This window comes from Acidibrevibacterium fodinaquatile, assembly GCF_003352165.1.
Taxonomy (GTDB): domain Bacteria; phylum Pseudomonadota; class Alphaproteobacteria; order Acetobacterales; family Acetobacteraceae; genus Acidibrevibacterium; species Acidibrevibacterium fodinaquatile.
In genome coordinates this window covers 442,031-466,793 of sequence record NZ_CP029176.1, presented here as the reverse complement: position 1 = coordinate 466,793, position 24,763 = coordinate 442,031, and the positions used below count along the sequence as shown (strand labels likewise).

General features: G+C 65.2%; 24 protein-coding genes and 3 pseudogenes. 7 read left to right on the top strand and 20 right to left on the bottom strand.

Translation table 11 applies throughout. The features are described 5' to 3' along the window. The first annotated feature begins 2 nt into the window (after positions 1–2). Positions 3–1,526: a TniQ family protein gene (locus tag DEF76_RS02245; RefSeq protein WP_240319195.1), complete on the top strand. Its 1,524-nt coding sequence runs from the start codon at positions 3–5 to the stop codon at positions 1,524–1,526. A gap of 349 nt (positions 1,527–1,875) precedes the next feature. Here the strand turns inward: DEF76_RS02245 and DEF76_RS02240 are convergent, their stop codons facing one another. The 6 genes and pseudogenes from DEF76_RS02240 to DEF76_RS02220 all read right to left on the bottom strand — a co-directional run bounded on the left by DEF76_RS02240 (position 1,876) and on the right by DEF76_RS02220 (position 5,440). After that, positions 1,876–2,946 (bottom strand): IS630 family transposase, encoded by a 1,071-nt coding sequence (locus DEF76_RS02240; RefSeq protein ID WP_114910930.1) that lies wholly within the window; start codon positions 2,944–2,946, stop codon positions 1,876–1,878. Positions 2,947–3,002: 56 nt separating this feature from the next. Continuing rightward, positions 3,003–3,764: pseudogene (locus DEF76_RS02235) on the bottom strand (replication initiator protein A); the annotation flags it as partial. 12 nt (positions 3,765–3,776) lie between these two features. Next, positions 3,777–4,061 (bottom strand): helix-turn-helix transcriptional regulator, encoded by a 285-nt coding sequence (locus tag DEF76_RS02230; RefSeq protein ID WP_114910929.1) that lies wholly within the window; start codon positions 4,059–4,061, stop codon positions 3,777–3,779. A gap of 156 nt (positions 4,062–4,217) precedes the next feature. Continuing rightward, entirely contained in the window at positions 4,218–4,826 is a 609-nt protein-coding gene (locus tag DEF76_RS02225) for a DUF2285 domain-containing protein (RefSeq protein ID WP_162800443.1), read from the bottom strand. After that, positions 4,765–4,923 (bottom strand): transcriptional regulator domain-containing protein, encoded by a 159-nt coding sequence (locus tag DEF76_RS20305; RefSeq protein ID WP_369127305.1) that lies wholly within the window; start codon positions 4,921–4,923, stop codon positions 4,765–4,767. The genes DEF76_RS02225 and DEF76_RS20305 overlap by 62 nt, the downstream gene beginning before the upstream one ends. A 247-nt stretch (positions 4,924–5,170) precedes the next feature. Then, the gene (locus tag DEF76_RS02220; RefSeq protein WP_114913608.1) at positions 5,171–5,440 is read right to left on the bottom strand and encodes a DNA -binding domain-containing protein; all 270 of its coding nucleotides are present in this window, start codon (positions 5,438–5,440) and stop codon (positions 5,171–5,173) included. A 202-nt stretch (positions 5,441–5,642) separates the two neighbouring features. Here DEF76_RS02220 and DEF76_RS02215 point away from each other — a divergent pair, with 202 nt between their 5' ends. Further along, the gene (locus tag DEF76_RS02215; RefSeq protein WP_408842520.1) at positions 5,643–6,788 is read left to right on the top strand and encodes an IS256 family transposase; all 1,146 of its coding nucleotides are present in this window, start codon (positions 5,643–5,645) and stop codon (positions 6,786–6,788) included. A 456-nt stretch (positions 6,789–7,244) separates the two neighbouring features. On the opposite strand, the pseudogene DEF76_RS02210 reads toward DEF76_RS02215, so the two are convergent. Beyond that, a pseudogene (locus tag DEF76_RS02210) lies at positions 7,245–8,381 on the bottom strand (recombinase family protein); the annotation flags it as partial. A gap of 350 nt (positions 8,382–8,731) precedes the next feature. On the opposite strand from DEF76_RS02210, the pseudogene DEF76_RS02205 reads away from it, so the two are divergent. Together DEF76_RS02205 and DEF76_RS02200 are read left to right on the top strand one after the other, a co-directional pair. After that, a pseudogene (locus DEF76_RS02205) lies at positions 8,732–8,881 on the top strand (IS256 family transposase); the annotation flags it as partial. A 127-nt stretch (positions 8,882–9,008) separates the two neighbouring features. Continuing rightward, on the top strand, positions 9,009–9,266 hold the full coding sequence (locus DEF76_RS02200; protein ID WP_114913607.1) for a helix-turn-helix domain-containing protein: 258 nt from the start codon (positions 9,009–9,011) through the stop codon (positions 9,264–9,266). Between the two features lie 59 nt (positions 9,267–9,325). Here the strand turns inward: DEF76_RS02200 and DEF76_RS02195 are convergent, their stop codons facing one another. After that, positions 9,326–9,649: a DUF736 domain-containing protein gene (locus tag DEF76_RS02195; RefSeq protein ID WP_114910926.1), complete on the bottom strand. Its 324-nt coding sequence runs from the start codon at positions 9,647–9,649 to the stop codon at positions 9,326–9,328. Here DEF76_RS02195 and DEF76_RS20120 point away from each other — a divergent pair. Next, a complete protein-coding gene (locus DEF76_RS20120) occupies positions 9,648–9,773 on the top strand; it encodes a hypothetical protein (protein ID WP_275895696.1) in 126 nt (41 codons plus the stop codon). The genes DEF76_RS02195 and DEF76_RS20120 overlap by 2 nt on opposite strands. 420 nt (positions 9,774–10,193) lie before the next feature. Here the strand turns inward: DEF76_RS20120 and DEF76_RS02185 are convergent, their stop codons facing one another. The 3 genes from DEF76_RS02185 to DEF76_RS02180 form a co-directional block, all read right to left on the bottom strand. Further along, a complete protein-coding gene (locus DEF76_RS02185) occupies positions 10,194–10,724 on the bottom strand; it encodes a hypothetical protein (protein ID WP_205216077.1) in 531 nt (176 codons plus the stop codon). 92 nt (positions 10,725–10,816) lie between these two features. Beyond that, entirely contained in the window at positions 10,817–10,990 is a 174-nt protein-coding gene (locus tag DEF76_RS19620) for a hypothetical protein (RefSeq protein WP_205216076.1), read from the bottom strand. Between the two features lie 448 nt (positions 10,991–11,438). Then, positions 11,439–12,089 carry a cation transporter gene (locus DEF76_RS02180; RefSeq protein WP_114910924.1) on the bottom strand — a complete coding sequence of 217 codons (651 nt, stop codon included), beginning with the start codon at positions 12,087–12,089 and terminating at the stop codon, positions 11,439–11,441. Positions 12,090–12,161: 72 nt separating this feature from the next. Here DEF76_RS02180 and DEF76_RS02175 point away from each other — a divergent pair, with 72 nt between their 5' ends. Further along, the gene (locus DEF76_RS02175) at positions 12,162–12,560 is read left to right on the top strand and encodes a MerR family transcriptional regulator (RefSeq protein WP_114913606.1); all 399 of its coding nucleotides are present in this window, start codon (positions 12,162–12,164) and stop codon (positions 12,558–12,560) included. A gap of 118 nt (positions 12,561–12,678) precedes the next feature. On the opposite strand, the gene dmeF is transcribed toward DEF76_RS02175, so the two are convergent. Then, positions 12,679–13,935, bottom strand: coding sequence for a CDF family Co(II)/Ni(II) efflux transporter DmeF (gene dmeF / locus DEF76_RS02170; RefSeq protein WP_114910923.1), 1,257 nt, complete (start codon positions 13,933–13,935; stop codon positions 12,679–12,681). 12 nt (positions 13,936–13,947) lie between these two features. After that, positions 13,948–14,235, bottom strand: coding sequence for a metal/formaldehyde-sensitive transcriptional repressor (locus DEF76_RS02165; protein ID WP_240319083.1), 288 nt, complete (start codon positions 14,233–14,235; stop codon positions 13,948–13,950). Positions 14,236–14,478: 243 nt separating this feature from the next. On the opposite strand from DEF76_RS02165, the gene DEF76_RS02160 reads away from it, so the two are divergent. Further along, entirely contained in the window at positions 14,479–15,144 is a 666-nt protein-coding gene (locus DEF76_RS02160) for a plasmid pRiA4b ORF-3 family protein (protein ID WP_408842516.1), read from the top strand. Positions 15,145–15,489: 345 nt separating this feature from the next. On the opposite strand, the gene DEF76_RS02150 is transcribed toward DEF76_RS02160, so the two are convergent. The 7 genes from DEF76_RS02150 to DEF76_RS02120 all read right to left on the bottom strand — a co-directional run bounded on the left by DEF76_RS02150 (position 15,490) and on the right by DEF76_RS02120 (position 24,678). After that, on the bottom strand, positions 15,490–16,428 hold the full coding sequence (locus DEF76_RS02150; protein ID WP_114913603.1) for a DUF2493 domain-containing protein: 939 nt from the start codon (positions 16,426–16,428) through the stop codon (positions 15,490–15,492). A gap of 333 nt (positions 16,429–16,761) precedes the next feature. Then, on the bottom strand, positions 16,762–17,802 hold the full coding sequence (locus DEF76_RS02145) for a DUF7146 domain-containing protein (RefSeq protein WP_114910921.1): 1,041 nt from the start codon (positions 17,800–17,802) through the stop codon (positions 16,762–16,764). Between the two features lie 2 nt (positions 17,803–17,804). Continuing rightward, on the bottom strand, positions 17,805–22,151 hold the full coding sequence (locus tag DEF76_RS02140; RefSeq protein ID WP_114910920.1) for a strawberry notch family protein: 4,347 nt from the start codon (positions 22,149–22,151) through the stop codon (positions 17,805–17,807). A 168-nt stretch (positions 22,152–22,319) separates the two neighbouring features. Further along, positions 22,320–22,919: a DUF6927 domain-containing protein gene (locus DEF76_RS02135; protein WP_114910919.1), complete on the bottom strand. Its 600-nt coding sequence runs from the start codon at positions 22,917–22,919 to the stop codon at positions 22,320–22,322. 79 nt (positions 22,920–22,998) lie between these two features. Continuing rightward, positions 22,999–23,757, bottom strand: a complete 759-nt coding sequence (locus DEF76_RS02130; protein WP_114910918.1) for a hypothetical protein — start codon at positions 23,755–23,757, stop codon at positions 22,999–23,001. A 71-nt stretch (positions 23,758–23,828) separates the two neighbouring features. Continuing rightward, the gene (locus DEF76_RS02125) at positions 23,829–24,191 is read right to left on the bottom strand and encodes a DUF6915 family protein (RefSeq protein WP_114910917.1); all 363 of its coding nucleotides are present in this window, start codon (positions 24,189–24,191) and stop codon (positions 23,829–23,831) included. Positions 24,192–24,201: 10 nt separating this feature from the next. After that, positions 24,202–24,678: a DUF6878 family protein gene (locus tag DEF76_RS02120; RefSeq protein ID WP_114910916.1), complete on the bottom strand. Its 477-nt coding sequence runs from the start codon at positions 24,676–24,678 to the stop codon at positions 24,202–24,204. Between the last annotated feature and the right edge of the window lie 85 nt (positions 24,679–24,763).

Below are 24,763 nucleotides of genomic sequence, written 5' to 3'. Positions count from 1 at the left end.
AGGTGGCGCCGTGGCCGGCGCCTTTTCACGGTCGCGCCGGCTTGCCGAGGCATGTTGCTCCGGTCGACGGCGAGGCTCTGATCTCCTGGGTGGCGGCGCTTTCCACCGTTCTCGGCATGACGCCGCGCGTTCTTTGCCGCGATGCATTCGGCGTCGATGTTCGGCGGGACCGTGAATGGTGGCGTCGCCCCGATCCCCCGGCGTTGAAGCGGATCGAAAGCCGGACTGGCGTCGATGCGACGCGTCTCGTCGAGATGACGTTGTGCGATTGGGCCGCCACGCCGAACGATGAGGAAGCGGATCGATTTGCCGCGAACCGGTGGACCGTTCGTGAGAATGGTAAGGTTCGTCTCGGCCGGATCGACGTCTGTACAGAGTGCCTCGCCGAAGCGCCGCGCCCGCATCTCCAGTTGATCTGGACGCTCGGCTGGGCGGGCGCGTGCCCTCGTCACGAGACGGCGCTCAGCGGAAGGTGCCCCTTCTGCGGCAAGGCGCTGCGGTTGCGCGGCCTGACCGGTTTGGAGCCGATCGATTTTCTTTGCAGGCGCTGCGCAGCTCCGCTGACTCACGCGGAGAGTCTTCCGGCGCATCCCGCCGTTCTCGATTTGCAAGCGGCTCTCGCCGCAGGCAAGCGAAGCGGAACGACTATCCTCCCCGGCATCGGCGCGCTCAACTGGCCAACGACCATGGCGCTCGCCGACGTGCTCCTCGCGATGCTCTGGACGCGTCGCGCGAAGAAGCAACGTGACTATCTCGCGCCGAGACGACGTGATCGTCTGTTCGCCGGCATCTGCCGCGATCTCGGAATGACCGAGCGTGAGTGGCAGCGCATCCCGTGGAAGGAGAACTACGGCGGGTTGTTGTTTCTGGCCTGGTTGCTGGGCGATCTCGGCCAGCGCCTGCCGAGAACCATCGCTACACTGCTGACGCCGCGCCTCGAAGGGCTGCTCGCTCCCTTCACGGACTTCGAGGCCATCGTGAAAGACCGGCTGCGGGTCATACTCGCAGCGGCGAGCACCAAACGGCCGGAGGGCCAGCGCGCGTGGAAACCGTGGCTGGATAGCCTCAGCGCCTCGCACCTGCGTGAACAATCCATGCAGGATCGCTACAAGCATCGGCGTCAGCGGCTCAGGGCCTTGGCGGAACTGAAGGACGGCGCTCTGGTCGAAGCCGTTGCTACGCTCGTTGGCGTCGAACCACGCAGCGTTTACCGCTGGCTCCATCGGGGCGCAGCCGGAGGCCTGGAGGCCGCATTGGAACGTCCGACGGGCAAGCCCGCTCTCACCGGTGTTCAGGCCGAAGCCATGGGCCAGTGGATTGCTGGCGATCGTCTTCGCCAGAACCGGCAAGCGATCGCCGTTCGGGCCAGAGAGATGTTCGGCGTCGACCTTGACCTGGACGCTGCCTCGAAGCTGCTGACCAAGCATCGCCGCGCGAAGCCTGGGCGCCGCCGTCGATTGTGGGGACCGAAACACGGCCGTCGCCGAAGAGCAGGATCTATTCATGATCCTGCTCCTGGTCCGTGAATCCGGTTCGCGTATCCTGGAGCGAGTTCATGATTCCTCGCCCCGGTTCGCGAAACCTCGCGCCCCGACACGATCACGGTGGTGGCCAACAACAGAAGGGTTAGATTCTTCTACGTTAGACTCTAAGTTAGGCGGCTCGGAAGCGATTGATCGGCCTCGCGAATTTGCCTGTTTGGGTTCCTGATAGCACGTGGGTCCGGTTCCTGATGGCACGTGCCCATTGGTTCCCGATAGCACGTGCGCTTCCACAACTTGTCCACAGGAACCTGTGGATGACTTCGCTTGCGTAAACGCCAGCAGCTCGCGTCCGCCGGTCTCGCGCTCGACGACGAGGCAATAGTGCTCTGACTCAATCGGACGCTACAGGCAGCCGGCTGAGCTTGGCGAGGATGTCGTCAGCCGGCTTGGTCCAGACGAATGGCCTGGGGTTGCGGTTGTGCTCGCGGATGTAGCTGCGGATGGCGCGTTGGAGATCGGCGACGGAGGTGAACACGCCGCGCCGGATGCGCCGTCGGGTGATGACAGAGAAGAAGTTTTCGACGGCGTTGATCCAGGACGCGGAGGTTGGCGTGAAATGGAAGACCCAGCGCGGATGATCGGCCAGCCACTCCCTGACTTTAGGATGTTTGTGGGTGGCGTAGTTGTCGGCGATGGCGTGGATGATCTTGCCGGCGGGGACGGCGCGCTCGACGGCGTTGAGGAACCTGACGAATTCCTGATGGGTGTGCCGGGGCATGCAGCGGCCGACGACGGTGCCGTCGAGGACATTCAGAGCGGCGAACAGGGTGGTGGTGCCGTGGCGCTTGTAATCATGGGTCATGGTGCCGCAGCGGCCAGGCTTGATCGGCAGGCCGGGCTGGGTGCGGTCGAGCGCCTGGATCTGGCTTTTCTCGTCGATCGAGACGACGACGGCGTGCGCAGGCGGGTTCATGTAGAGCCCAACGATATCCTCGACCTTGGCGGCGAAAGCCGGGTCGTTGGATTTCTTGAAGGTCCTGATGCGGTGTGGCTGCAGGCGATGGGCCCGCCAGATGCGCTGCACCGCGCTCAGGCTGATGCCGACGGCGCTGGCCACCATACGGCCGGTCCAGTGGGTCGCCGCTTTCGGTGCCTCCCCGCAGGGCAGCGCCAGCACGCGGGCGATGGTCGCCGGCGACAACGGCGCCTTGCCCGGCTTGCGTGTCTTGTCGCGCAGCAATCCATCGACACCTTGCTCGGCAAAGCGCCGCTGCCAGCGCCATACCGACGGCCGGCTTGCTCCACTGCGCGCCGCCACCTCCAGCACGGTCAGACGCTCCGCCGATAGCAGAATGATCCTGGCACGCTGAACATGCTTCTGAGAACGGTTGCGATCCTCCACAATGGCGGCCAAACGCTCGCGGTCCGCGGAGTTGACGATGGGGATGACGGTCTGTGCCATGCACACAGAATCTCACAAATCAGCCCCGTTGTGAATCCTCTGTTTGGTTCAAAGCAATAGCCCGGTAGCGGTTGCCTGCGTGCAATGTCGCGCAGCTCGAATGCGAAGCGTTTGAACGGCGAAAGGCTCGCCGATTTGACGTGCAGATGTCGGAAATCGAACCGCCAGCCGGCCCTTTGGTGGCCGGCGTGCTTGCGGACCAGACGATAGAGCCAGCGTTCCAGGCCGCCGGTCAGACTGAAATATGCAGGGTCGATGGTGAGCACAAGCGCGTCGTCAAGGACCGCGCGATAGAACCAGTCCGGCATGATGAGATCGATGCCATCGGCATTGCCGTGCGCATCGGCGCGCTCGGTCCATTCGTTGATCCAGGAGAAGCGGTGCATGCGCCGTTCGTTTATCTGGCGCAGGGACGTCGCGACCGTCGTCGATTGCAGGCGATCGAGCGCCGCCTTCAGACGGTGATAATCGCGTGCGCCTGTGCCGCGGCCGGTGAAGGTCAGAATTTCGCGCGGTGTCGCCGCCATCAGGCGCGAGGTGCGCAGGCCGGCATCGCGCGCTTCGACGATCTGGCTCGCGGCCCAGATCAGCACGTCGGCATCCCAGATGGTCGCCATGCCGTGCTCGGGCACCGCCTCGACGCGGATGGCGATCTCGTTCATCCGGAAATCGATCGGCGTCGTGCGATGGGTCTTGGCGAGGCTGAAGAACGGATAGGCCATGAGATCCTGCGCGTCCCTCGGTGCGAGGTCGCCGGGCAGAGCCCGGAAGAGTTCGAGCTGCTCGCGTTCGGAGCGGGTGCGATGGCGCACGGACATGACGGGAGGGGCTCAGCGACGCGCTTGGGCGGCCTGGGCCGGCGTGATGGAAGGATGGCGCTTGGCGGGAAGCACCTGGCCAATCCCCGGATCGGAGGTCGATGCCCTGGCGCCGAGTTCGACCCAGGCCTGAAGGTCTTCGAGCCGGTAAACGACGCGGCCTCCGAGCTTGGAATAGCGCGGGCCGGTGCCATAGATGCGGTGTTTCTCGAGTGTGCGCCCGGAGAGGCCGAGGAACCTCGCGGCTTCTGGCGTGCGCAGATAGCGTGGCGGGAGTTGGGAGAGTGCGGCGGACATGGGCGACCTCCGTGATGCCGAGGATGGCTGCCGGGTATCGGCGGCCGTTGGCGATCACGGTGGCGAAGCAGACGCGCGTAGGGGGATGGTGAAAATGGGGGGCGCCAAATTCGCCACCCCGCATGGCAACGGCGATCTGGGGCGTTGCCCGATCAATCAATCCGGCCGGCGTGGACCGAGAAGGTTGCAATAGCCGCCGCGCATCATGGCGAAGCCGGTGCGCGTCAGGCGGATGACCGTGTCGCGGAGGGACGATGTCTTCCATGGTTCGGAGGTGAGACGGCTTGGGTCGAAAAGAGCTTCGGCGATGGCACGGTAGCTGGCGCCGGCCAGCCGAGCGTCGAGCGCGCGCAGGGCGGAGACCAAGCGGTCGACGCGATGAGGCGGGCTTGGCGGTGTTCGAGGCCGTCCATGCGCGACGTACCGCCAAAAGCGCAAGGTCGCGTCAGCCCGCTGCGGCGCGGTGAGGTCGAGCGCGATGAGCGCCACCACCGGCGTCGCACCGCTCGGCGGATCGATCAGCCAGAGCTGGTGGCTGATCGTGTGGTCTCTGATCAGCAGATGCGCGCCATCCTCGGCGTCACGCCGCATGAATTCGCCCGGCAAGTCGGCGAGCGAGATCGAGGGTATTTCCGTTCCGGCGGGCGCCGCTGTCAGGACGACGACCGACGCCAGTTCGTCGGGACGCCAGAAGACGGGGACGTCATCGGCGCGTCGGTTTGGGTCTGCCAGGAAATCGTAACCCCCAGCGCCGGGCGGGGCCATCGGTCCCGTGATCGGCTTGGGCTGGGGCGGTGTCGTACGCGACCCGATAGTCAGGGTTGCGGCGCAGGAACTCCCAGGCGAGGCCGGCGGGCTCCATGGTGGCCGCGTATTGATAGGCGGCTCGCGACCGCCAATCCTCCTTCGACATGGGCCTGTCTCCTTGCGGGGGATCACCGGATGCCTGGGGTAGTGCAGGTCTAATCTGTGTCGTCGGTCGCGCGGTTTGCAGGCTGCGAGTCGGCATCCGGTCATGCCCAAACCGGATCGGCGGTTTTCAGGAACGCCGTAAAGCCGGAAGCACGCGTCTGATGGGAGACTGACGCCGGAGCCGCCGATCGCCGTCGTCAGCGCGGGGAGCGAAGCAGGTCGCGATAGCCGTGTTCGGTAAGCCAGCGGGCGCGCGCCAGGTGCGTCTCGTGGGCGCGGCGCGCCCGATCGGGTTCCAGCGCCGGGTCGAGGTCAAGCACGATGCGCGCAACCTCCTCCCAGGGGGCTCCCTCGGACGTAGCATCGAGCAACCGGAGATAGGTTGGCAGATGCGCCCGGTCGTAGTCCGTCACCTGGGCACTGGTTGGCGCGGTCTCGGCGATGGGAGGAGCAGGCTGAGAGGGCATGATGTTCTCGTGTTTCCCCATGATGGAGGACCGACATTCCCCAAGCTGGGACGCCGATCCTGGAACGCGTCGGTGGCCAAGCCGGTAGCGTCCGAGGACGTGGTGGGAATTTGCTGACAGAGGCGGTGTAGGCGGAGGTGGTCATCGGCTCGGCTGGCTAAGGTGGAGTTGCGAGGCTTCATCCCAAACCGACGAGGACCCGATGACCGAGGACAGACTACCGCTGGCCGAGCTGCTGGCGAAGGCTGGTGATGGTGACTTTCTCCGCAGCGTGGCCGAGGCCGTGGTGCAACTGCTCATGGAGACGGACGTGGAGGGTGTGATCGGCGCGGGACGGCACGAGCGAACCGGCGACCGCACGACCTACCGCAATGGCTACCGGGACCGGACGCGGGATACCCGGCTGGGCGCTCTGCAGCTGCGCATCCCGAAGCTGCGGCAGGGCAGCTACTTCCCTGCCTTCCTCGAGCCCAGAAAGACGACCGAGAAGGCGCTGGTGGCGGTGATCCAGGAAGCCTGGATCGGCGGCGTGTCCACCCGGCGAGTTGACGACCTGGTGCAGGCGATGGGGCTGTCGGGGATCAGCAAGAGCACGGTGAGCAAGCTGTGCAAGGACATCGACGACCGGGTGAACGCCTTCCTCGACCGCCCCCTTGCCGGCGACTGGCCCTATCTCTGGCTGGATGCGACCTATCTCAAGCAGCGCGAGGGCGGCCGGATCGTCTCAGTCGCGGCGATAATCGCCGTGGCCGCCAACACTGATGGCAAGCGCGAGATCGTCGGATTGCACATCGGTCCGAGCGAAGCCGAGACCTTTTGGAGCGGCTTCCTGAAAAGCCTGGTTCGCCGCGGTTTGCGAGGCGTCAAGCTGGTCATCTCGGACGCCCATGAGGGGCTGAAGGCGGCGATCCGGCGGGTGATGGGTGCGTCCTGGCAACGCTGCCGCGTGCATTGGATGCGCAACGCCCTGTCCTACGTGCCAAAGGGCCAGCAGAACATGGCTTCGGCGGCGCTGCGCCAGGCGTTCATTCAGCCCGATCGCCCGGCCGCCAGCCAGACGTTGCGTCACGTTGCCGACCAGCTGCGCGCGAAGTGGCCGAAGCTGGGTGCATTCATCGACGACAGCGAGGCCGACGTTTTGGCGCACTTGGACTTCCCGGCCCAACACCGAAGCAAAATACACTCCACCAACCCGCTAGAACGGCTGAACAAGGAGGTGAAGCGTCGCGCCGATGTCGTCGGCATCTTCCCCAACGAGGGGTCGATGGCTCCTCCCACAATGTTGCCAAATAACTGGCGGGTTGCCTGTCGTGCCCCTGCCCGTCTCGATGTTGACGCCGCCGCCTGAAGGGGAAGGCCCTCCCGGGATGCGGAACACCACCTCGACCTGATCATGGTCGATCTCAATCCGGCGCACGAGAGCACGGATCACCTCGCGCCGACCGTGCCAGTCGAGTTGATCCAGACCAGTCCGGACACGTCCCACGAACTCGCTCAGCCGCCCGATCACCAGCTGCAGGCTGCGCTCGGCTTCATACGTTGCGACTGCGGCATCCCGCTCTGCCTGTATCCGGGCCACGCGCTGCTTGAGCCCGGCGATGCGCGGCTTGAACTCATCCTCTTCGATGATCTGCTCCGTATAGCTGTCGATCAGCCGGTCGATACCGCGCTGCATGCGGGCGATCTGCCGGTCGATCGCGTCCACGTTCTCGTGGGCCTTGCCATCCCGCGCCTCCGCGGCGCGCCGCTCGTGTTCGATGGCCACACGCTGCGGGTCGTCCAGCACCATTTCCACCTGTCGCCACACCGCCTGCTCAAGCTTGTCGCTGCGCACCGAACGATTGCCGCAAAGCGCCTGGCCGCCGAACTTGTACGCATCCGTGCCGGTGCAGCGATAGTAGCCGTAGTCGGCTGGCTGGCGGCCACCGACCGTGCCGCGTGCCATCTTGCCGTAGAACGCGTAGCCGCATTGCCGGCAGACTACGAGCCCCTGGAGCAGCCACCCCGGTCGGCGCCGTCCATCGCGCTTGCGTCGGCGGTTCTCGTCCACTTGAGCCTGCACCGTGTCGAACAAGTCGGTGTCCACGAGAGCTGGTACCGGAATGGCGATCCATTCTTCGCGGGGCACTGCCGTGTGCGAGCTGGAGGCCTGGCGTGGCGGAAGAGGATGGCCGCGAATGGGACGCAGACGAACCTGCGCCGATGCGGTCGAGCGCGTGCGGCCAAACATGGCGGTTCCCTGGTAGGCCGGATTGCGCAGCATGCCGCAGATCGTGGTCGTGTCCCACTGCGTCAAGCCGGTGCGGGTGGCGCAGCCCATGCTCTGCAGACGACGGCAAGCCTCGCGCAGGCTGATCCGTTCGATGCCTACCCAGGTGAAGAGCTGGCGCACCACGCGTGCCTCATCCTCCACCACCTCGAATTGCGCAGTGCCACCGCCGAAATGTCGGCTGACGTAACGGTAGCCAAAGGGAGCCGCACACATGGCGCTGACCGCGCCTGAGCGAGCGGCATGGCGGCGGCCGCGCCGGTTCCGCTCGAGAATGCGAGCACGCTCGTATTCGGCGATCACGCCCTGCACCTGCAGCAGCAGGTCATCCTCGGCCGAGCCGCCGATGGGTCGATTCAGGAACACCACCTCGACGCCGCCCCGGCGGAACTCATCGACCAGCAACACCTGGTAGGCATACCGCCGCGCCAGCCGGTCAGGCGCATGCACGTAAACCCGATCGATCTCGCCCCCGGCCACGGCATCTCGCAGTCGCTCCAGCGCCGGACGCGCAAGGGTCGCCCCGCTGCGGCCTTCGTCGACATAGGCGTGTTCCGGGCCAACGGCCGCGTCATCGGCCGCCGCTCGCTCATGCAGAGCTGCGACCTGGCTCGCAATCGTATTGCCGCGAGCCTGACCTTCGCTCGACACGCGGGCGTAAAAAGCAGCCATGATTCTACCCACGTTCAGCTCTCCTGCGTTGCGGTGACACCACCGCCGCCGTGGCCTGGGGTAAGGTCTCGCTCTGCGTCTTCGGTCCGGTGAGGCGACACCTGATCGGGACCAGGCGCTCGTACGCGGCGATCAGGCACTGCGGTGCAGTTCGCGTCGCCTCGAAGGCGGCCCGCACCTGCAATTCCGCAGCGCCCTTGCGCCGGGCCATGAGCGCCCTCCCGCGCCCGCTCGGGCGCGCGCTGGCGCTGTCCCGTCAGGCCACTCTGAAACCCGTCGCCATACTGCGCCTGCAAATAACCGCGCTCCAACAAGGCGCTCCACTGAAAACTTGCAACATTGTGGGAGGAGCCATCATCCGGCTGATCGGCGCCGTGCTGCTGGAGGCCAACGACGAGTGGCAGCTGCAGCACCGCTACATGCAAACCGAGGCGATGGCGGAACTGATCCCGCCGCTGCTCGACGTCGTGCCTGCCCAGATTTCCACCGTGGCCGCCTGATCCGTGGCCACCTCAGCTACACCCGAATTTCCACCATGTTGACGGACGTGACCGCCAAGCCGGTCGGTAGCGCTCCGCGTATTATAGTGCGTAGCGCCAAAATACGCGATGGGTGTCCATCCTGTGGATGGATATTCGACAGGTGTTCGGAGACAATCTTCGCCGATTTCGCACGCAAGCCGGCCTCAGCCAAGAGGCCGTCGCTGAACGAATGGGCGTGGACCGGGCGTATGTCAGCAGTATGGAACGCGGCCAGCAGAACGTCACGCTCCTGACGCTATGGCATACGGCGCAGGCGCTCGGAGTAAAGCCTGTTGACCTCATCCACGAAGACTTCGCCGCTGCCGGCGACAGTGGCGCAACTGAAGGTTCGCCGCCGTCATAGATATCGTGGCAGAAAAATAGCCCCGCCCGGTCGTTCCGGGCGGGGCTCGCTGGTCCGGCTTAGTCGCCGTTGGCCTTGCGGCCGCGGGACCAGATCAGGGTGTAGCCGTCGCCGTCCTCGTCGTCGAAAAGGTTGGCGTAGATCGGCGCGTTGAAGCTCGGATCGTCCAGCTTGACCGAGAGATAGTCGCGGCCTTCGTTGGAGCGCTTCGACCAGGCGGCCCCGATCTCGGCCCGGCCGACATAGATCCGATGGCTGGGGGCGTTGTCGTTGGCGCGGTTGGTCTCGGGGACGATGCGGACGTTCTTGGTCTGGACGCTCAGGGTGACGATCTCGCCCTGGAACTCGCTGCCGGACTTCTTGAAGGAACCGATGTTGGCCATGTCACTTCTCCTTGGCTGTTTCGAGCCCGCGACCACCGCGGCCTCGATGGCGATCGGGAAGCCGAAGGCGATCGACGACGCACCCGTTCGCGGGCCGGAGCGCAGCGGAGGATGGCGGCGGTAGACTTTCTTGCCTCGCGAGGAATGGCCAAAGGCCAGGGGAAGAAAGTCGATCCGTCCGCCGTTGCGTCTCAGGCGATCGAGGCGCAGCCGGCCTTCGGCCAGATCAAGCCATGGAGAGGCCGTGTGGTCCGCACGCCGAACAGCATCCTCGGGAGAAGACGTGGCGGACGTCGAATGTCCCGCACAAGAGGCTCGGCTTTCCAGGCGAAGAAAAGGAAACCCTGGCGTTCAGAAAGGACAACGTCACACCCCGACAATCCGTGCACGACGGCGACGCTGCCGATGGAAATTGTCTCTGTTGGCCTAGAGGCGGCGGCAAACCCGAGCGCTGAAACGAAGACCTTGGCGTTCCCGGTCACGCGGACGAGCCTCATTCACCGCGCCTAAATTCAACATCTTCGACGATGAGGACGGCTCCGACTCACCCGTCCCGGGTCGCTCCTGCCAATGGAAACGATGCCGGACCTCCCGCGCCCCGCCGATCGACATGGGGCGGGACAAACAGAGACATGCGCGCCCAGGCCGTGCCGCCGACAAGGACAGCGCCGACAATCGCGAAGGCCTCGCGCCAGAATTCGGACGGCACACCGATATGGGCGAGCCCAAACGTCGCGTGGTAGCCGGCGACAGCGGCCGGCGCGGCGAAGAGGAGCGCGATTGCGGCGCGGATGAGCGGCGTCCGCACCGTCGCGAAGGCGATCTGCCCGATCGCCAGGGTCGCGCCGCCGGCGAGAACGCCGACTACGAGCGCGCCGATGACGCCCGAGCCGCTGTGGAAGACGGCGAGTCCGGCTGTCAGGCCCGCGAAGAACGGCAGCGCGTAGACCGCGAGTGTGAACAGCAGCCAGCAGAGGAAGCCGATACCGGCAACGCTCAGAACAAGTCCGATGATGAGCATGGTGGAGATCTCCGTGACAAAGGGTCGAACGGTCGCGCCTTCCACCACCACCACGGCGCGCTTGCGAGTATAGCCGAAGGTGATGGAGGGAGGCAGCGGAAATCTTGGTGGGATTTCCGCCGTCGCTTGGTGTGATCGGCGCCCCTTCAGGGTTGGAAGGGGTCGAATTCATGAATGATCGTGGCTGGGTCGCCGTCATATTCGGCTGACGGCATGACGCCGTATTCGCCGTTGCCGGCATGAAAGACGGTGATGCAGACCATCAACGTGGTGGCGAGGTTCCAACCACGGGCGTGAGCGATCGAAAGGGCTTGAGGCATCGTTCCGGCTCCTGTCTTGGAGGCGGGGACCATCCCCGCGCGACAGGCGCCCGATGTGTCGGGCCAAGGGCCGCAATCACCGCGCAGGCGAAGCCGAAGAGGCCGCACGCTCGCGTAGCGGACCCTTCACGGGTTGATGGTCAGGCCATGGGCTGGACCAAGGATCAGCGCACCTGGGAGCGGGGTGGTGCTCGCTTGCCGGGTCTGGAAGCTTAAAACACGTGTTTAGCGCTAAGGTTGAGTGACGCTGGGATCCGATATGCCGCACGCGGGTCAGGTGCGATCGGAGGGCGCTGAACTGCCTTCCATCCGCTGCGACGCGGGCGTCAGTCCAAATTTTGGGTCCGCTCAACCGCCGCGGTTGGTGGAAACCGGACTTTCGGCGGCCGGACCTGCTCTTTAAACGCCTGACGGCGGTACGATCTTGTCGAAGGCGCTCGGCCGAGGGCTACTCGGCCGCTGCCAATGCAGGTATTGGCTGCTGGAGTTCCCGCCGCGCCTGAGTGATTATCTGCCAGCCTCCCTGGAGGCCGAGGGTGCCCATGATGACCGCCACGACCAGGTCGGGCCATCTGGTGCCTGTGCCGAACACGCCAGCCGCCGCAAGTAACACTGCCAGATTGCCGATGGCGTCATTCCTGGAACAAATCCACACCGAGCGCATGTTCGCGTCCCCGGTGCGGAAGCGGTAGAGCATCAGCGCAACGCCACCGTTGGCCACGAGGGCGGCGGCTCCTATTATGCCCATCACTTCGGCCCGCGGAAGCGTTCCGAACCACGCGTGCAAGGCCGTGCTGCCGAGCACCCACAAGGCGAAGGCGAGCAAGGTCCAGCCTTTCACCACGGCCGCCCGAGCGCGCCAGGCCAGCACCATTCCGGCGACACCCAGGCTGATGGCGTAGTTCGCGGCGTCTCCAAAGAAATCCAGCGCGTCAGCCTGGAGGGAGGCTGATCCAGCGGCGGCACCCGCCACGATCTCAGCCACGAAGAACCCGGCGTTGATGACCAGAGCGATCCAGAGCGCCCGGCGCCATCGGGGAGTGTTCAGGTCCTTGGGGCTGCTGGTGCTCGCGCAGCAGGTATCATTGCAACAGGCCATGGGTCCCCTCGACGGCTTCGACAAGGCTTCCCATATGGACCCTGTAGCAGCTATAGGGTCAAGCGCGTGAAAATCGGCAGCTTCAGCATTGGAGACCTCGCCCGGGCGACAGCCACGAAGGTTGAAACCGTTCGCTACTACGAGCGGACTGGCCTCCTGCCGTCGCCCCCGCGGACAGGCGGGAACTACCGAGCGTACGGTCCCGATCACTTGGCCCGTCTCAGCTTCATCCGGCGCGCCAGAGACTTGGGATTTCCCATCGAGCAGGTGCGCGCGCTGCTCGACCTGGCCGACCAGCGGGACCGCCCCTGTGAGGCGGTGGACGTCATCGCACGGGAACACCTCGCCGAAGTGGACCGAAAACTCGCCGACCTCGCCGCCCTGCGCCGGGAGCTCGATTCCATGATCGGACAGTGCCGCCAGGGAACGGTTGCCGAATGCCGGATCATCGAGGCACTGGCCCCGGCCTGATGTCCGAGCCAGGAAGTCTGACCATGAAACCAACTGCTGCCGCAGCGTAACTTTCGATCGCGTCGATCAAGCCATGGATGCAAGCTTCCGGCCAGAAAAGAGGTCGTCGCACAAAAGCTCAAGCGGCTCGGTGAACCTCAACAGTCAAGTGGGAGAGGGTTGGAAACCGGGCCAGCTTCTGCCGGTAGAACTGGGCGTCCCGCCGCCCGCCAGTTGCGACGGAGACGATGGCCCCGAGGTGTCCCGGGCCGAGCCGCCAGACATGGAGGTCGGTCAGTCGATCGCCGTCTTGCTCGACGGCTTGACGGACGCCCTCGCTGACACGTTTGTCGGGGTTCATGTCGAGCAGGATGGCCCCTGTATCTCTGATCAGGCCGCAGGACCACGAGGCGATGACGCACGCGCCGATGATGCCCGCCAGCGGGTCCATCCAGACCCAGCCAAACGTCCGAGCCAGCAGCAACCCGACGATGACGAGCACCGACACCGCGGCATCCGCCATGACATGGATGATGGCAGCACGCATGTTGTTGTCCCGGTGCGAGGCTCCATGCGCCTCGTGACCATGGCCGTGCTCCTGGAAGATGACTGGATGGCTGCGGCCGTCCAGGTGCACGTTCGCTGTGAAGGCATGCGGCTCCGGAATGTCCTGAACGCTTTGCAGGTAGCTGCCACGGTCTTCCATCACGAAGGACTGGCGCACACCGTCGGGGCGGACCGTTTCGATAATGACGGCTGGCGCGGCCGGTGCGGCCCCTCCTTCGGCCTGAAGGCGAAAGACAGGCGGGTGGTTTTCCTCGAAGACACTCAGCACCAGCGTTCCGTCGGGCATGGGAATGCGGTGCTCCTCGTCGTGGCCGTGGTTGGCCTCGTCAGCATGACCGTGGCCATGCCCATGGTTGTGGCCATGATGGTGTCCACCACCGGACAGGAGCCACACCGAAGCCACGTTGACTGCCAGTCCGAGGCACGCGATGGGGATTGCCTCGGCGAAGTGGATGGGCACAGGTGCGAAGAGGCGAGCGATGGACTCGTAGCCGATGAGGATCGCGATCGTCGCCAAGATGATTGCACTGGTGAATCCGGCGAGATCGCCGAGCTTCCCGGTTCCGAAGGTGTAGCGGGAGTCGTTCGCGTGACTGCGGGAGTAGGTGTAAGCTAAGGCCGCCAGCGCCAGCGCGCCAGCATGCGTGCTCATGTGCAGGCCATCCGCGACCAGCGCGATCGAGCCGAAGAGCAAGCCGCCGATGATCTCCAACGCCATCATCGCACCGCACAGCCAGATCACGGCCCAGGTCCGCCGCTCCGACTTCTCGTGGCTTTCACCGAGGAAGACGTGGCTGTGTCCGACGGGCGCCGTCTGCATGTCGGCCATTCTCGATATCCTTTACTTGAGGTAGGTGCGGACGACTGAGAGCAATGCCTCCGCGGCTTCGCCGTTCAGGGCGCCCGGATGCTTCTCGGCATCGACCAGGTGGGTAAGGACGTGATCCTCGACGACCTCCGCCATCAGCCCGGCCATCGCGGCCCGCGTGCTGGCCAGCAAGTGCATGACCTCTTCGCAACCGGACTCCGCTTCGAGGGCGCGCTCGACGGCTTCAACCTGGCCCCGGATACGGCGCACCCTTGCCAGCAGCTTCTGCTTTTCGCGAACGGTATGAGTCATGACGGCCATTTAGCATAGGGGCCTACCCTATACAACCGAGATCTTGCATCGCATTCCGTAGTCCCGTCCCGTTAGGTTGCCGTGAGCCGCCGTCAAAAGCACCGCTCGCAAGGTCGGCTTTGGTTCCGGGATCGCGGCAGGGGCGCTCACCAGGCTGTATGAATACGCTGCGAGCCTCGCCTTCGGATGCGGCTGTACGGCGACGATTGGAATGAGCGCCCGTTTCCAATCGTCGCCGATGGACTTGCTGGCTTGACGCCGATCAGCTTCGCAGGTCCATTTATCTCCATGCTCACCGAACCCAACGCCGTCCAGATCCGCGTTTCGCTCGACGATATCGCGCCCGAGGTCTGGCGCCGTCTCATCGTGCCGCTGCAATGGAACCTCGAACAGTTCCATCTGGTGATCCAGGCGGCCTTCAACTGGTGGAATTATCATCTCCACGAGTTCCGCATTGGCGGTTTGCGATACGGCGATATCGCGCTCCTCGAGGAAGGCTCAGTCGAGGGCGATTCACGGGCTTTCGATCAGCGCGAGGTCCGTTTCCGCGACTTCGAGGGGCCGGGGACGGCATTCGCCTACATCTACGACTTCGGCGACAATTGGCGTCACACGGTCGAGATCGAGAAACTCCTCGCTCTCGACGCCTCGCCAAAACAGGCAAGCTGCATCGACGGCGCACGAGCCAGGCCGCCCGAGGACGTCGGCGGCATCCCCGGCTACGAACAGTTCCTCGCCGTCATCGCCGATCCGAAAGACCCCGAACACGCCGAAACCAAGAGCTGGTGTGGTGGACACTTCGATCCCGAATGGTTCGATCTGGCCACTGCCAACAAGGACGTTCGAAATGCTCTCAAACCAAATGTCCGCCGACGTCTCCACCAGCCCAAGCCAAAGCGCCCGAAATCGTCGTCGTAATTGTCGCACACTCGCCAGCCAAGTTGTCGCCACCCAGAGTCCCTATTCTTCTGTCTTCAGAGGCCCTTTCCCTGGAGCGCATGACAGCTCGCATAATCGCCGCCCTCGAACTGATGCGTCGTCGACGATGCTCGGCCGAGCACCCGTTCGGAACGATGAAGCGGAATGATGACGGGACGGTTCCTGACCCGAGGCATCAAGGGAACCAGCACCGAAATGGCGCTCTGAGTGCTGGCCTTCAATATGATCCAGAGCATTAACCTACGAGCGCAGCCGAGCTGAGGATCAGACCGGCTGTCGCTGGCGTTTCGTTGCAACGAAGCGCCAGCGTTCTCACACAGCCTGTCACACGCCGCCGCTGCCGAACTTCCAGACCGGAATGCCGAACTTCTTGGCCTTGTCAGCGAGGTTGTCCTGAATGCCGGTGCCGGGGAACACCATGACCCCGATCGGCAGGACGTCAAGCATCTGGTCGTTGCGTTTGAACGGCGCGGCCTTGGCATGCTTGGTCCAGTCGGGCTTGAAGGCGATCTGCGGGACCTTGCGATGGTCGGCCCATTTGGCTGCGATAAGTTCGGCACCCTTCGGTGATCCGCCGTGCAGCAGCACCATGTCGGGATGCTTGGCGTGGACGCGGTCGAGCTTGTCCCAGATCAGGCGATGATCGTTGAAGTCGAGCCCACCAGTGAAGGCGATCTTCGGGCCGGCGGGCAATAGCACCTCGTTGGAGGCCCTGCGCCTGGCGGCGAGGAAGTCGCGGCTGTCGATCATGGCCGAGGTCAGGTTGCGGTGGTTGACCTTCGATCCTGATCGCGGGCGCCAGGCCGAATTTGTGTGGCGCTCAAACTGGTCGGCGGCCTGGTCGCGGAAGAACTCCATGCTGTTCCGGCGTTCGATCAACGTCTGCCCCTCGGCGGTGAGACGCTCCAGTTCGACCGAGCGGATTTCGGAGCCGTCCTGCTCCTTCTGGCTACGCTTCTGCGCCTGCTCATTGTCGTCCAGCTCGCGCTCGATCCGGCTGACGGCGCGGTGGAAGAGATTGACGGTCGACCAGAGCAGGTCTTCGAGGTCGGGTTCGAGGCGGGTGTCCGCCAGGGTGACGACGAGGGCGTCGAAGATGTCGGCCGCGGCGCCGGCGACGGCATTGCCATCGGGGAGTGGTCTCGGGTCGGGTTCGTCCTGGAAGGGGCGATAGCCGTAGAGTTGGAGTTCGGCGAGGACGTGATCGGTCGGGGATGAGCTGTGCGGCGGCTCGTAGCTGGTGTCGTCGTGTTCGGTCGTCATGGTGCTTTCCTTCGTCGGATCGACCGCGCCCATCGCGGCCTTCTTGGCGACGAAAGGCGGCGGGCGGACCGGACCTGCACCCGGAGCAAAGCGAAGGGCCGAAGCGCAGCGGAGGATGGCGGGGGCCGGCTATTTTGCCTCGCGATGTAAAGGCGGGCTTGCCCGCCGACGGAAAATAGTTGGCCATCCGCCATTGCCGGTCTGGGCCGTTTGCCGCAAGGGTCGCCCTCTCAGAAGGCCGTGGGCGCGGTCCTCTCCGACAAGGCTGGGAAGCACCTCGATCGAATACGGCATGAGACCGGCGCCGCCGCGGACATCATTTTCGGTGCCGCTTCATGGCACCAATTCCATGAAACGCGCGACGTCTTCGGGAGCGATCTGCACCCGCAAAGCCGCCCGTAGCGCATCGATGCCGAGCGTGCGGAGATCCTCGTTGAAGTCGCCCAGTCGTGGCGACAAGGCCATCGCCTCGATCCCGGCCTCGTTCGCGCGGTCGATCAGGCTCGCCATGGCGCCGTCCCCGGCCGGATCGTCGTCGCGGGCGATATAGAGCCGGCGCAGTGTCGCTGGGAACAGGATGGCGGCGAGGTGCGCGGCCGAGAGTGCGGCCACCATCGGCATGGTGGGCATGACGCATCGCAGCGAGAGCATGGTCTCGATGCCTTCGCCAGCCGCCAGGACATCGCGCGCCAAATCGAAACGGACGGCGTTGCCCAGGAGGTTGCCCATCGCCCTTCGCGGCGTGTCGATCGCCGCCTTGCCCCGCCCTGATGGGTCGAGCCAAGTGCGATGCGCCCCGCTGATCTTGCCGTCGAGGCCGGTGACGGCAGCGATCATCGCCGGCCAGGTCTCGGTCGGAGACCATGCATCGGGACGGTAGTAGCAGCGTGGGTGGAAGCGGAGGCTTGCGGTTCCGTGCAAAGCGGTAATGCCGCGTTTGCGCAAATACCCTTCGACGATTGTGCCCGAAATCGGCTGTGCCATGGCGAAGAGGCGGCGTGCTGATTCCGGCGATCCTGCCGGTACGGACGACGGTTGCCGCGCATGATCTGGTTCCGGCTCCGATCTCGGCAGGCTGAGAAAGTGCCGGGCCTCGTTGGCGACGTCGCGGAAATCGGCAAGTCCGCAGCTCTCCCGGATGACATCGAGGAGGTCGCCGTGATCGCCGGTCGCCGCGTCGGTCCATTTGCCGGCCGCGCACTTGCCGGATTCTGGTCCTTTCAGCCGGACGAACAGGGAGCGGCCGGGCGTATTCCTCACGTCGCCGACCAGCCAATAGCGGCCCTCGCGGCGGCCGTTGGAGAGATAATGGCGGCACACCGCCTCGGCATCGCGCGCGAGCCGGTGCGCCAGGTCGGCGGCATTGAGCGCCATCGTCACGCCGCCGCCCGCTCGGCGACGCGCGCGAGCGGATAGCGTTCCAGCACCTTTGCCAGGATCGCCGGGCCGGCGGCGTCGGTCGGGACGAACATCCTGAGCTTCCACGAGATGATCTCATGGAACAGGCCGTACGCTCGCAGCCGGTCACGCATGGCGTCGGTGAAGCCGGTCAGTTCGATGCGGTTGGCGCCCATGACGCGGACGCGGCGAAGCTGAAGCCCTTCGGCAAGATCGAGGATGGTCCTGCCATCCACCAGCGCCGTGAAGGCGTCATCGGCCGACAGGTTCGATGGGCTGGTTTCAAGCGCACTGGCCACCCATGCCGGGGACACCTTGCGACCGACGATGCGTTCCCCGGTATCGGTTTGGAGCCGATAAACCCGGCTCGACTCGTTCGGCAGACGCTTCCAGATCGGCAACAGGAGACCGGCGACGATATGGACCTCGCTGTCGGTGAATTCCGGCACACCGGCGAGTTCGGCCGTCCAGGCACGGGCGAAGCTTTCGCGGTCGGCTTCCCGCCAATGCGTTTGGGGCATCGTCGCAAGCGGCATGGCGGGATGCTCCATCGGCCGGATGAGCCGCACGCGGCGTTCGACCTCGCCATCGTCGAGCATCAGACTCGGCGCCGGAACCTGAACGGCAGCCCGGCCCGACTGGCTGTTGACCAGCAACATGGCGCGGGGATCGGAGAGCCGCCCCAGCGCCTCGTCGAGCGTGACCGGTCGGTTGCGCTCGCGCTGCGTGATCGTCAGCAGGCGGGTTTCCGCCGAGGTGCCGGGGTGGGTGTAGATTGTCTGCCGACCGGTGACGACGAAGCTCTCCGCCGTCAACGTCTCCAACCCGACATCGTAGGTTCCCGATGCGATCGCGCCCTCGATACGGGCGGTCAGGAGCTGCTCGAACGCCGTGAACAGGATATTCTGCAGGTCGATGGTCAGCGCCAGCAGCCGATTGAGGAAGGTGGTGATCGGCGGCAGCTCGTCCCGGATGCCATTGCTGTCGGTCAGCTTCAGCCCGGTTGCATCTTCGAACGCGCCCAGCGAACACCCATCGACCTTGCCCATGACCAGCAGGACATAGAGCTGGCGCAACGCGTCGCGGGCGTAGTGGCTCTCCAGATTGTCTTCGGGCCTGAATAGGCCCTGGCCACCGGTCTGGCGCTGCCCCTTGGTGATGGCGCCCAAGGTGTCGAGCCGGCGGGCGATCGTCGAGAGGAAGCGCTTCTCGGCCTTCACGTTCGTCGCGATCGGCCTAAATAGCGGCGGCTGCGCCTGGTTGGTGCGGTTGGTCCGCCCCAGGCCTTGGATGGCGGCGTCCGCCTTCCATCCGGCCTCCAGCAGATAGTGGACGCGCAGGCGGCGGTTCTTCGCCGAAAGTTCGGCATGATAGGACCGTCCGGTGCCGCCAGCGTCCGAGAAGACGAGGATGCGCTTGGCGTCGTCCATGAAGGCCTGCGTTTCGGCGAGATTGGCCGAACCAGCTCGGTTCTCGACGGCGAGGCGATCGACGCCGTCCGATCCGCATCTGCGGATGATCCGGCGCGAGCGGCCCGTCACCTCGGCGACCATCTCCGTGCCGAAGCGCTGAACGATCTGGTCGAGCGCGCCATGGACCGGCGGCAGCGACGCCAGCTTCTCGATCAGGCGATCACGGCGGGCGACGGCCTCGCGGCACTGCACGGGCTGACCATCGCGATAGACCGGGCGCGAGGAGAGATTGCCCTCGCTGTCGGTGAAGGGCTCGTAGAGCTGGGTCGGGAAGCTGTGCGCCAAATAATCCAGCACGTACTCGCGTGGAGTGATGTCGACCTGAACATCGCCCCATTCCTCGGTCGGAATCTCGGCAAGGCGGCGCTCCATCAGCGCCTCGCCGGTCGAGACAATCTGGATGACGGCGGCATGGCCGGCCGTCAGATCGCGCTCGACCGCGGCGATCAGCGAAGGCGTCTTCATCGCCGTGATCAGATGATTGAAGAAACGCTGCTTGGCGCTCTCGAAAGCCGACCGCGCGGCGGATTTGGCCTGCGCGTTCAGCATGCCCGTTTCGCCGGTGACGTTGGTCGCCTCCAGCGCGGCGTCGAGATTGTTGTGGATGACGCCGAACGCCCCGGCATAAGCGTCGTAAATGCGGATCTGCTCGTCGGTGAGCCGATGCTCGACCAGCTCATATTCGACGCCCTCGTAGCTGAGTGAACGGGCCGCATAGAGGCCGAGCGCCTTCATGTCGCGCGCCAGGACCTCCATGGCCGCGACACCGCCGGCCTCGATCGCCTCGACGAACTCTGCCCGCGTGGCGAAGGGAAAATCCTCGCCGCCCCAGAGGCCGAGCCGCTGGGCATAGGCGAGATTGTGGACGGTGGTCGCGCCGGTCGCCGAGACATAGACGACGCGCGCGTTCGGCAGCGCGTGCTGAAGCCGGAGTCCCGCACGTCCCTGCTGCGAGGCGGCCTGGTCGCCGCGTTCTCCCTTGCCGCCGGCCGCGTTCTGCATGGCATGGCTCTCGTCGAAAATGATCACCCCATCGAAATCGGAGCCCAACCATTCGACGATCTGCCGGACCCGCGAAACCTTCTCGTCGCGCGCGTCGGTGCGTAGCGTGGCATAGGTGGTGAATAGGACGCCTTGCTCCAAACGGATCGGCGTTCCCTGACGGAAGCGCGACAGCGGAGTCACCAGCAGCCGCTCCTGGCCGAGCGCCGACCAATCGCGCTGGGCGTCCTCGATCAGCTTGTCGGATTTCGACACCCAGACCGCGCGGCGGCGACCCTTCAGCCAGTTGTCGAGCAGGATGCCGGCGACTTGTCGGCCCTTTCCGGCGCCGGTGCCGTCGCCGAGAAACCAGCCGCGGCGGAAGCGGACGGCGTTTTCAGCGTCATCGGGCGCGGCCGACACGATGTCGAAGGTCTCGTCCACCGTCCACGATCCGGCGAGGTGGCCGCAATGGGCCTCGCCGGCGGTGATCACGCTTTCGAGCTGGGCGTCGGACAGCATGCCGTCCGTGACGACATTGGCGGGCAGGTGCGGCCGATAGCTTGGCTTGGGCGGTGCCACCGACGCCATCGCCGCCGATTGCACCAGCTTGGTGGGATGAGCCTGAGAGCCGGGAATACGGATCGACTGCAATCCGTATCCTTCATAAAGCGCCTCGGTGATGTGGCCACCCTCGACCGGCATCCAGTCGACGGTCTCATAGGACAGCTCAACCGCCTCTGGCTCGGGCGTCGTGGCCGGGACGGAGGAAGGGCGCGGCGCAACGCGCTGCGGCCGTGCGGCTGCGGAACGAACCGTCGCCCGGGTGACGACCGGGGTGGCGAGCGGGAGCCTGGCTGGAACGAATTTGGCGATCCAGCCAAGCAAGGTCGCGGCATCGGGTGCGCAACTGTGCAAAGCCGGAAACACTGTCGGATCGGGCGCGGGCAGACGGTCGATCACGGTCAGGCGCGTGTCGATGGTCGTGCCATGCTTGGCATAGACCGATCCATCGATGGCGGCCGAGAACACGATGCGCCCGCGTTCCTGCAACCGGACGAAGGCGTCGGCCCACACCGGATTGTCGGGCGCGCAGTTCGCCCCGGTGATCGCGACCAATCGGCCGCCCTCGGCGAGACGTGCGAGCGCCGAGGCAATGTGGCGCAGGGCGGCGTCGGCCATGCGGCGATCGACGTTCGCGAGCGCGGAGAACGGCGGGTTCATGAGCACGACGCTTGGAACGACGCTGGCGTCGAGATGATCGTGGATTTGCGCGGCGTCGTGACGGGTGACGGCGACGGCGGGGAACAGATGATCCAGCAGCCCGGCGCGCGTCTCGGCCAGCTCATTGAGAACAAGCGCCCCGCCGGCGAGTTCGGCGAGGATGGCGAGCAGCCCGGTGCCCGCCGAAGGCTCCAGCACGAGATCGGCGGGTGTGATCGCCGCGGCGGCGCTGGCCGCCAAGCCGAGGGCAATCGGCGTCGAGAACTGCTGAAGCGCCTGGCTCTCCTCGGAGCGGCGCGTGTGGGTGGGGAGAAGGCCCGCGATCTTGGCCAGCATCGGCAGCATGGCGGCGGGAGAGGCTGCCCGTGCAAGCATGGCTGGGCCGAATTTGCGCAGGAACAGGATAGTCGCCGCTTCGCAGGCGTCGTAGGCGGTCTTCCAGTCCCAGGCGCCATCGGCGTCGGAACCGCCGAAGGCGGAGACCATCGATCCCCGGAGCGTCGGTGCATCGACACGCTGGCCGCGCTCAAGGTGGGGAAGGATGCTCCGTGCGGCATGAGCCAGCGCGTCGGCTACCGCTGGAGCGGGCGGCGCGACAGGGAGCGGCGCGGCCGCAGAAACGGCCGTGGAAGCGGGATTCGTCGTCATGAAGGGAACCTCGGGAGAGCCGGAACGGGTCGAGCCGAGGGGCGCTCTCTCTCGACCCCAACGGCTCAAACCCGTCCCGGCCGTCCTCTCCCTCTAGGGACGCTCAAGAAGAAAAGGGTCCGGCGCTGGGCGCCGGACCCTTTGATGTCGCCGAGAAGAAAGGCACGTTCATCCCGGCGGCGGATCGACGAGCCGGTAGGTTCGGTTCTTGATGTTGGGGATTCGATAGAGATTGCTGGAGGCGGGCGCACGAAAGAGAACGGTGCGATGGCTGCGCGGGTTGGCAACGACCTCCAACCGCTCGAAGCTTCGGCCATCGGCGAAAGAAAGCGGTTCGTCGAAGACGATCACCTGCCCCGCGCGCGGGCTCGGCTTGGCGGCCCTCGCGCGACGAGCGGCGGTGTTTTCGCGGCAGCGGGCCCGCCATTGCACAGCATATTCGCGGTCGGTCGGCGTCAGCAGATCGAGAATCGGTTCGGGGCAATCGCACTCGTATGGACCCATCGATTCTTCCATATCCTTGTAGCCGAAGATGTAGCCCTCGGGGTCGCGCGGGTTGTATCGAACGAGGCAGATGACGGCCCAGACCTCGCGCTGACCGGCGGCGATGCGGACCTGCTCCACGGCGGCATAGTAAACGCGCATGCCGACAAGCGCGGAGCGCAGCACTTTTGAAGTCACGTCGGGACGCTCGTACGTGAACTGGGCGTCGAGATACTGGCGCGGGCCGGAATGGCCCTTGAGGGATTTCATGTAGAGCCAGCCCATAGCCGTCTCCTTTCGATGGGGGATGATGACCGCGTGCGTTGGTACGAGGCGCGCCGTGATAGGTGGAAAATCTCGATGATCAGCCGGTCGGAGCGAGCCGCTGCTCGGCTTGGCTGATCGCCGCCAAGGCTGCTTTGAAGATCGCCGAACCTTGTTCCTCGGTCAGGTCCAACCGCTCGAGCACACCGAGGCAGAGAGCGCGGATGTCAGTGTCCGTAACGGCATCGGGGGCGATCGTTGTCAGCGTCTCGTCGGCCTCGATGAGGTGGGTGATCTCCGCGCGGACATTCTCTTCACCAAGGCGCAGGAAGACATGGACGCCGAAGCCCGGGGCGGTTGCGAGCGGACCGTGTTCGGCCTCGTCCAGGAGGTCGCAGAGGATGTCCTCTGTGCTCTTGCCCGTGATGGCCTCGGCGGTGATGAGCACCGCCATCCCGCCAAAGCCATCCGGCCGCATCTTTGAACAGGTGAAAGACGTGACGACCGTGACGTAGCGGAGCGTTGAGGAACGGCGCACGATGTCCTGAAAGATGAACTCCCAGGACGTGCCGCTGAAATCGATCTCGATCTCGGTGTCGTCGGCGGCCACAGCCGCGAGGCGCTCGGCGACATACGTGGTCGCCGTGCTGGCGGTTGCGGCGGACGCTTCGAACGCCGCCCGGAGCTCGTCGATGGAAAGCCCGATGGCGTCGCTCGGGCCAAAGGCGGTGTGGAAGTACAGTGTCTCGCCATCCGGGTCGGCGTCGAAGATGAGGCTGAGCACGAGAATTTCGAGCGGCGTCATGTCGGCGATCGGGATCGGTTGCTGAATGACGGTCGGTGAGAAGTAGTCGGCCATGTCGGGTCTCCAGAAATGCGAAAGCCCGGCGCGATGGCCGGGCTTTTCGTTGCGTTGACGTGGAAGAGTGATCAGCCGGCGGCGGCGAAGGGATCGACGTCGCGATGGATCGGCTGGGCCCGGCCCATCCAGGGCTCGGGGCGGATGCAGCGCACCCAATCCGCGAAGCTCGGAATGAAACCGAGGTCTTCGCGCACATGCTGCTCGCCGATCAGCCGCACCGGCACCACGCGGCCGGTCGAGATGGTGATCGTCGGGCCGAAAAAGCGCTCCAGCATGAAGATGCCTTCGGCATGATGGCGCAGCGCGCGGTGCCGAAAATCAGCGGTGATAGCTTTCGACTCGTCGAACCATTGATGCAGCGGCAGATAATCCTCGGCCGCGCCGCCCCATTTCTTCACCGAGGAGAGGGCGTGGTGATAGCAATGTCCCATTGCCGCCTCCTCAAAACACGTGCTGGGAATAGTCGGACTCCATGTGCCGCTCGTTGTAGTCGAGCGTGATGGTCCGTTCGGCGACGTCGAAGGTGAAGTCGCCATAGGCCCCGTCGCTGTTCTCCCAACCGCCATGGGTCTGGCCGAGGAAGGCGTAGGCCAAGGTTTCGATGGCCTCGCGGACCGGCTGGGTACGGCGTTCGATCTCGGAACTGCCCCAGACCGGGCTCACGACTTCGATCTCGTGAGGTGGCAGCGCGATGATCGCATCGCCGACCCGGGCCTCGATGTTCTCGATCTGACCGCTGTCGCCATAGCCATCGAAGATGACGGTGACGATTTCGATCCCCGCCGCCGCGAGGGCATCGAACAGGGCAGTCTTGTTCGCAGGGAGCAATTCATCCGCCACGCGGATTTGCTCGCGCTCCTTCTGGTCCCATGCCGTGAAGTCGAGGGCCGGGACAGGTGCTGTTTGGGTGTCGGTCATGACAGGTCTCCGAAAGTGAGAAAGCCCGGCACGACGGCCGGGCTTTCGGATGGAACTGGATGGAAAAATGGGTGCGGAGCGGCCG

Bases quoted from the DNA above. Each gene is read 5' to 3' on its own strand.
- DEF76_RS02240 (WP_114910930.1), bottom strand. From the start codon at position 2,946: ATGGCACAGACCGTCATCCCCATCGTCAACTCCGCGGACCGCGAGCGT.
- DEF76_RS02230 (WP_114910929.1), bottom strand. From the start codon at position 4,061: ATGTCCGCCGCACTCTCCCAACTCCCGCCACGCTATCTGCGCACGCCA.
- DEF76_RS02225 (WP_162800443.1), bottom strand. From the start codon at position 4,826: ATGGCCCCGCCCGGCGCTGGGGGTTACGATTTCCTGGCAGACCCAAAC.
- DEF76_RS20305 (WP_369127305.1), bottom strand. From the start codon at position 4,923: ATGGAGCCCGCCGGCCTCGCCTGGGAGTTCCTGCGCCGCAACCCTGAC.
- DEF76_RS02220 (WP_114913608.1), bottom strand. From the start codon at position 5,440: ATGCCCTCTCAGCCTGCTCCTCCCATCGCCGAGACCGCGCCAACCAGT.
- DEF76_RS02215 (WP_408842520.1), top strand. From the start codon at position 5,643: ATGACCGAGGACAGACTACCGCTGGCCGAGCTGCTGGCGAAGGCTGGT.
- DEF76_RS02200 (WP_114913607.1), top strand. From the start codon at position 9,009: ATGGATATTCGACAGGTGTTCGGAGACAATCTTCGCCGATTTCGCACG.
- DEF76_RS20120 (WP_275895696.1), top strand. From the start codon at position 9,648: ATGTCACTTCTCCTTGGCTGTTTCGAGCCCGCGACCACCGCGGCCTCG.
- DEF76_RS02195 (WP_114910926.1), bottom strand. From the start codon at position 9,649: ATGGCCAACATCGGTTCCTTCAAGAAGTCCGGCAGCGAGTTCCAGGGC.
- DEF76_RS19620 (WP_205216076.1), bottom strand. From the start codon at position 10,990: ATGCCTCAAGCCCTTTCGATCGCTCACGCCCGTGGTTGGAACCTCGCC.
- DEF76_RS02180 (WP_114910924.1), bottom strand. From the start codon at position 12,089: ATGGCCTGTTGCAATGATACCTGCTGCGCGAGCACCAGCAGCCCCAAG.
- dmeF (WP_114910923.1), bottom strand. From the start codon at position 13,935: ATGGCCGACATGCAGACGGCGCCCGTCGGACACAGCCACGTCTTCCTC.
- DEF76_RS02165 (WP_240319083.1), bottom strand. From the start codon at position 14,235: ATGGCCGTCATGACTCATACCGTTCGCGAAAAGCAGAAGCTGCTGGCA.
- DEF76_RS02150 (WP_114913603.1), bottom strand. From the start codon at position 16,428: ATGACGACCGAACACGACGACACCAGCTACGAGCCGCCGCACAGCTCA.
- DEF76_RS02145 (WP_114910921.1), bottom strand. From the start codon at position 17,802: ATGGCGCTCAATGCCGCCGACCTGGCGCACCGGCTCGCGCGCGATGCC.
- DEF76_RS02140 (WP_114910920.1), bottom strand. From the start codon at position 22,151: ATGACGACGAATCCCGCTTCCACGGCCGTTTCTGCGGCCGCGCCGCTC.
- DEF76_RS02135 (WP_114910919.1), bottom strand. From the start codon at position 22,919: ATGGGCTGGCTCTACATGAAATCCCTCAAGGGCCATTCCGGCCCGCGC.
- DEF76_RS02130 (WP_114910918.1), bottom strand. From the start codon at position 23,757: ATGGCCGACTACTTCTCACCGACCGTCATTCAGCAACCGATCCCGATC.
- DEF76_RS02125 (WP_114910917.1), bottom strand. From the start codon at position 24,191: ATGGGACATTGCTATCACCACGCCCTCTCCTCGGTGAAGAAATGGGGC.
- DEF76_RS02120 (WP_114910916.1), bottom strand. From the start codon at position 24,678: ATGACCGACACCCAAACAGCACCTGTCCCGGCCCTCGACTTCACGGCA.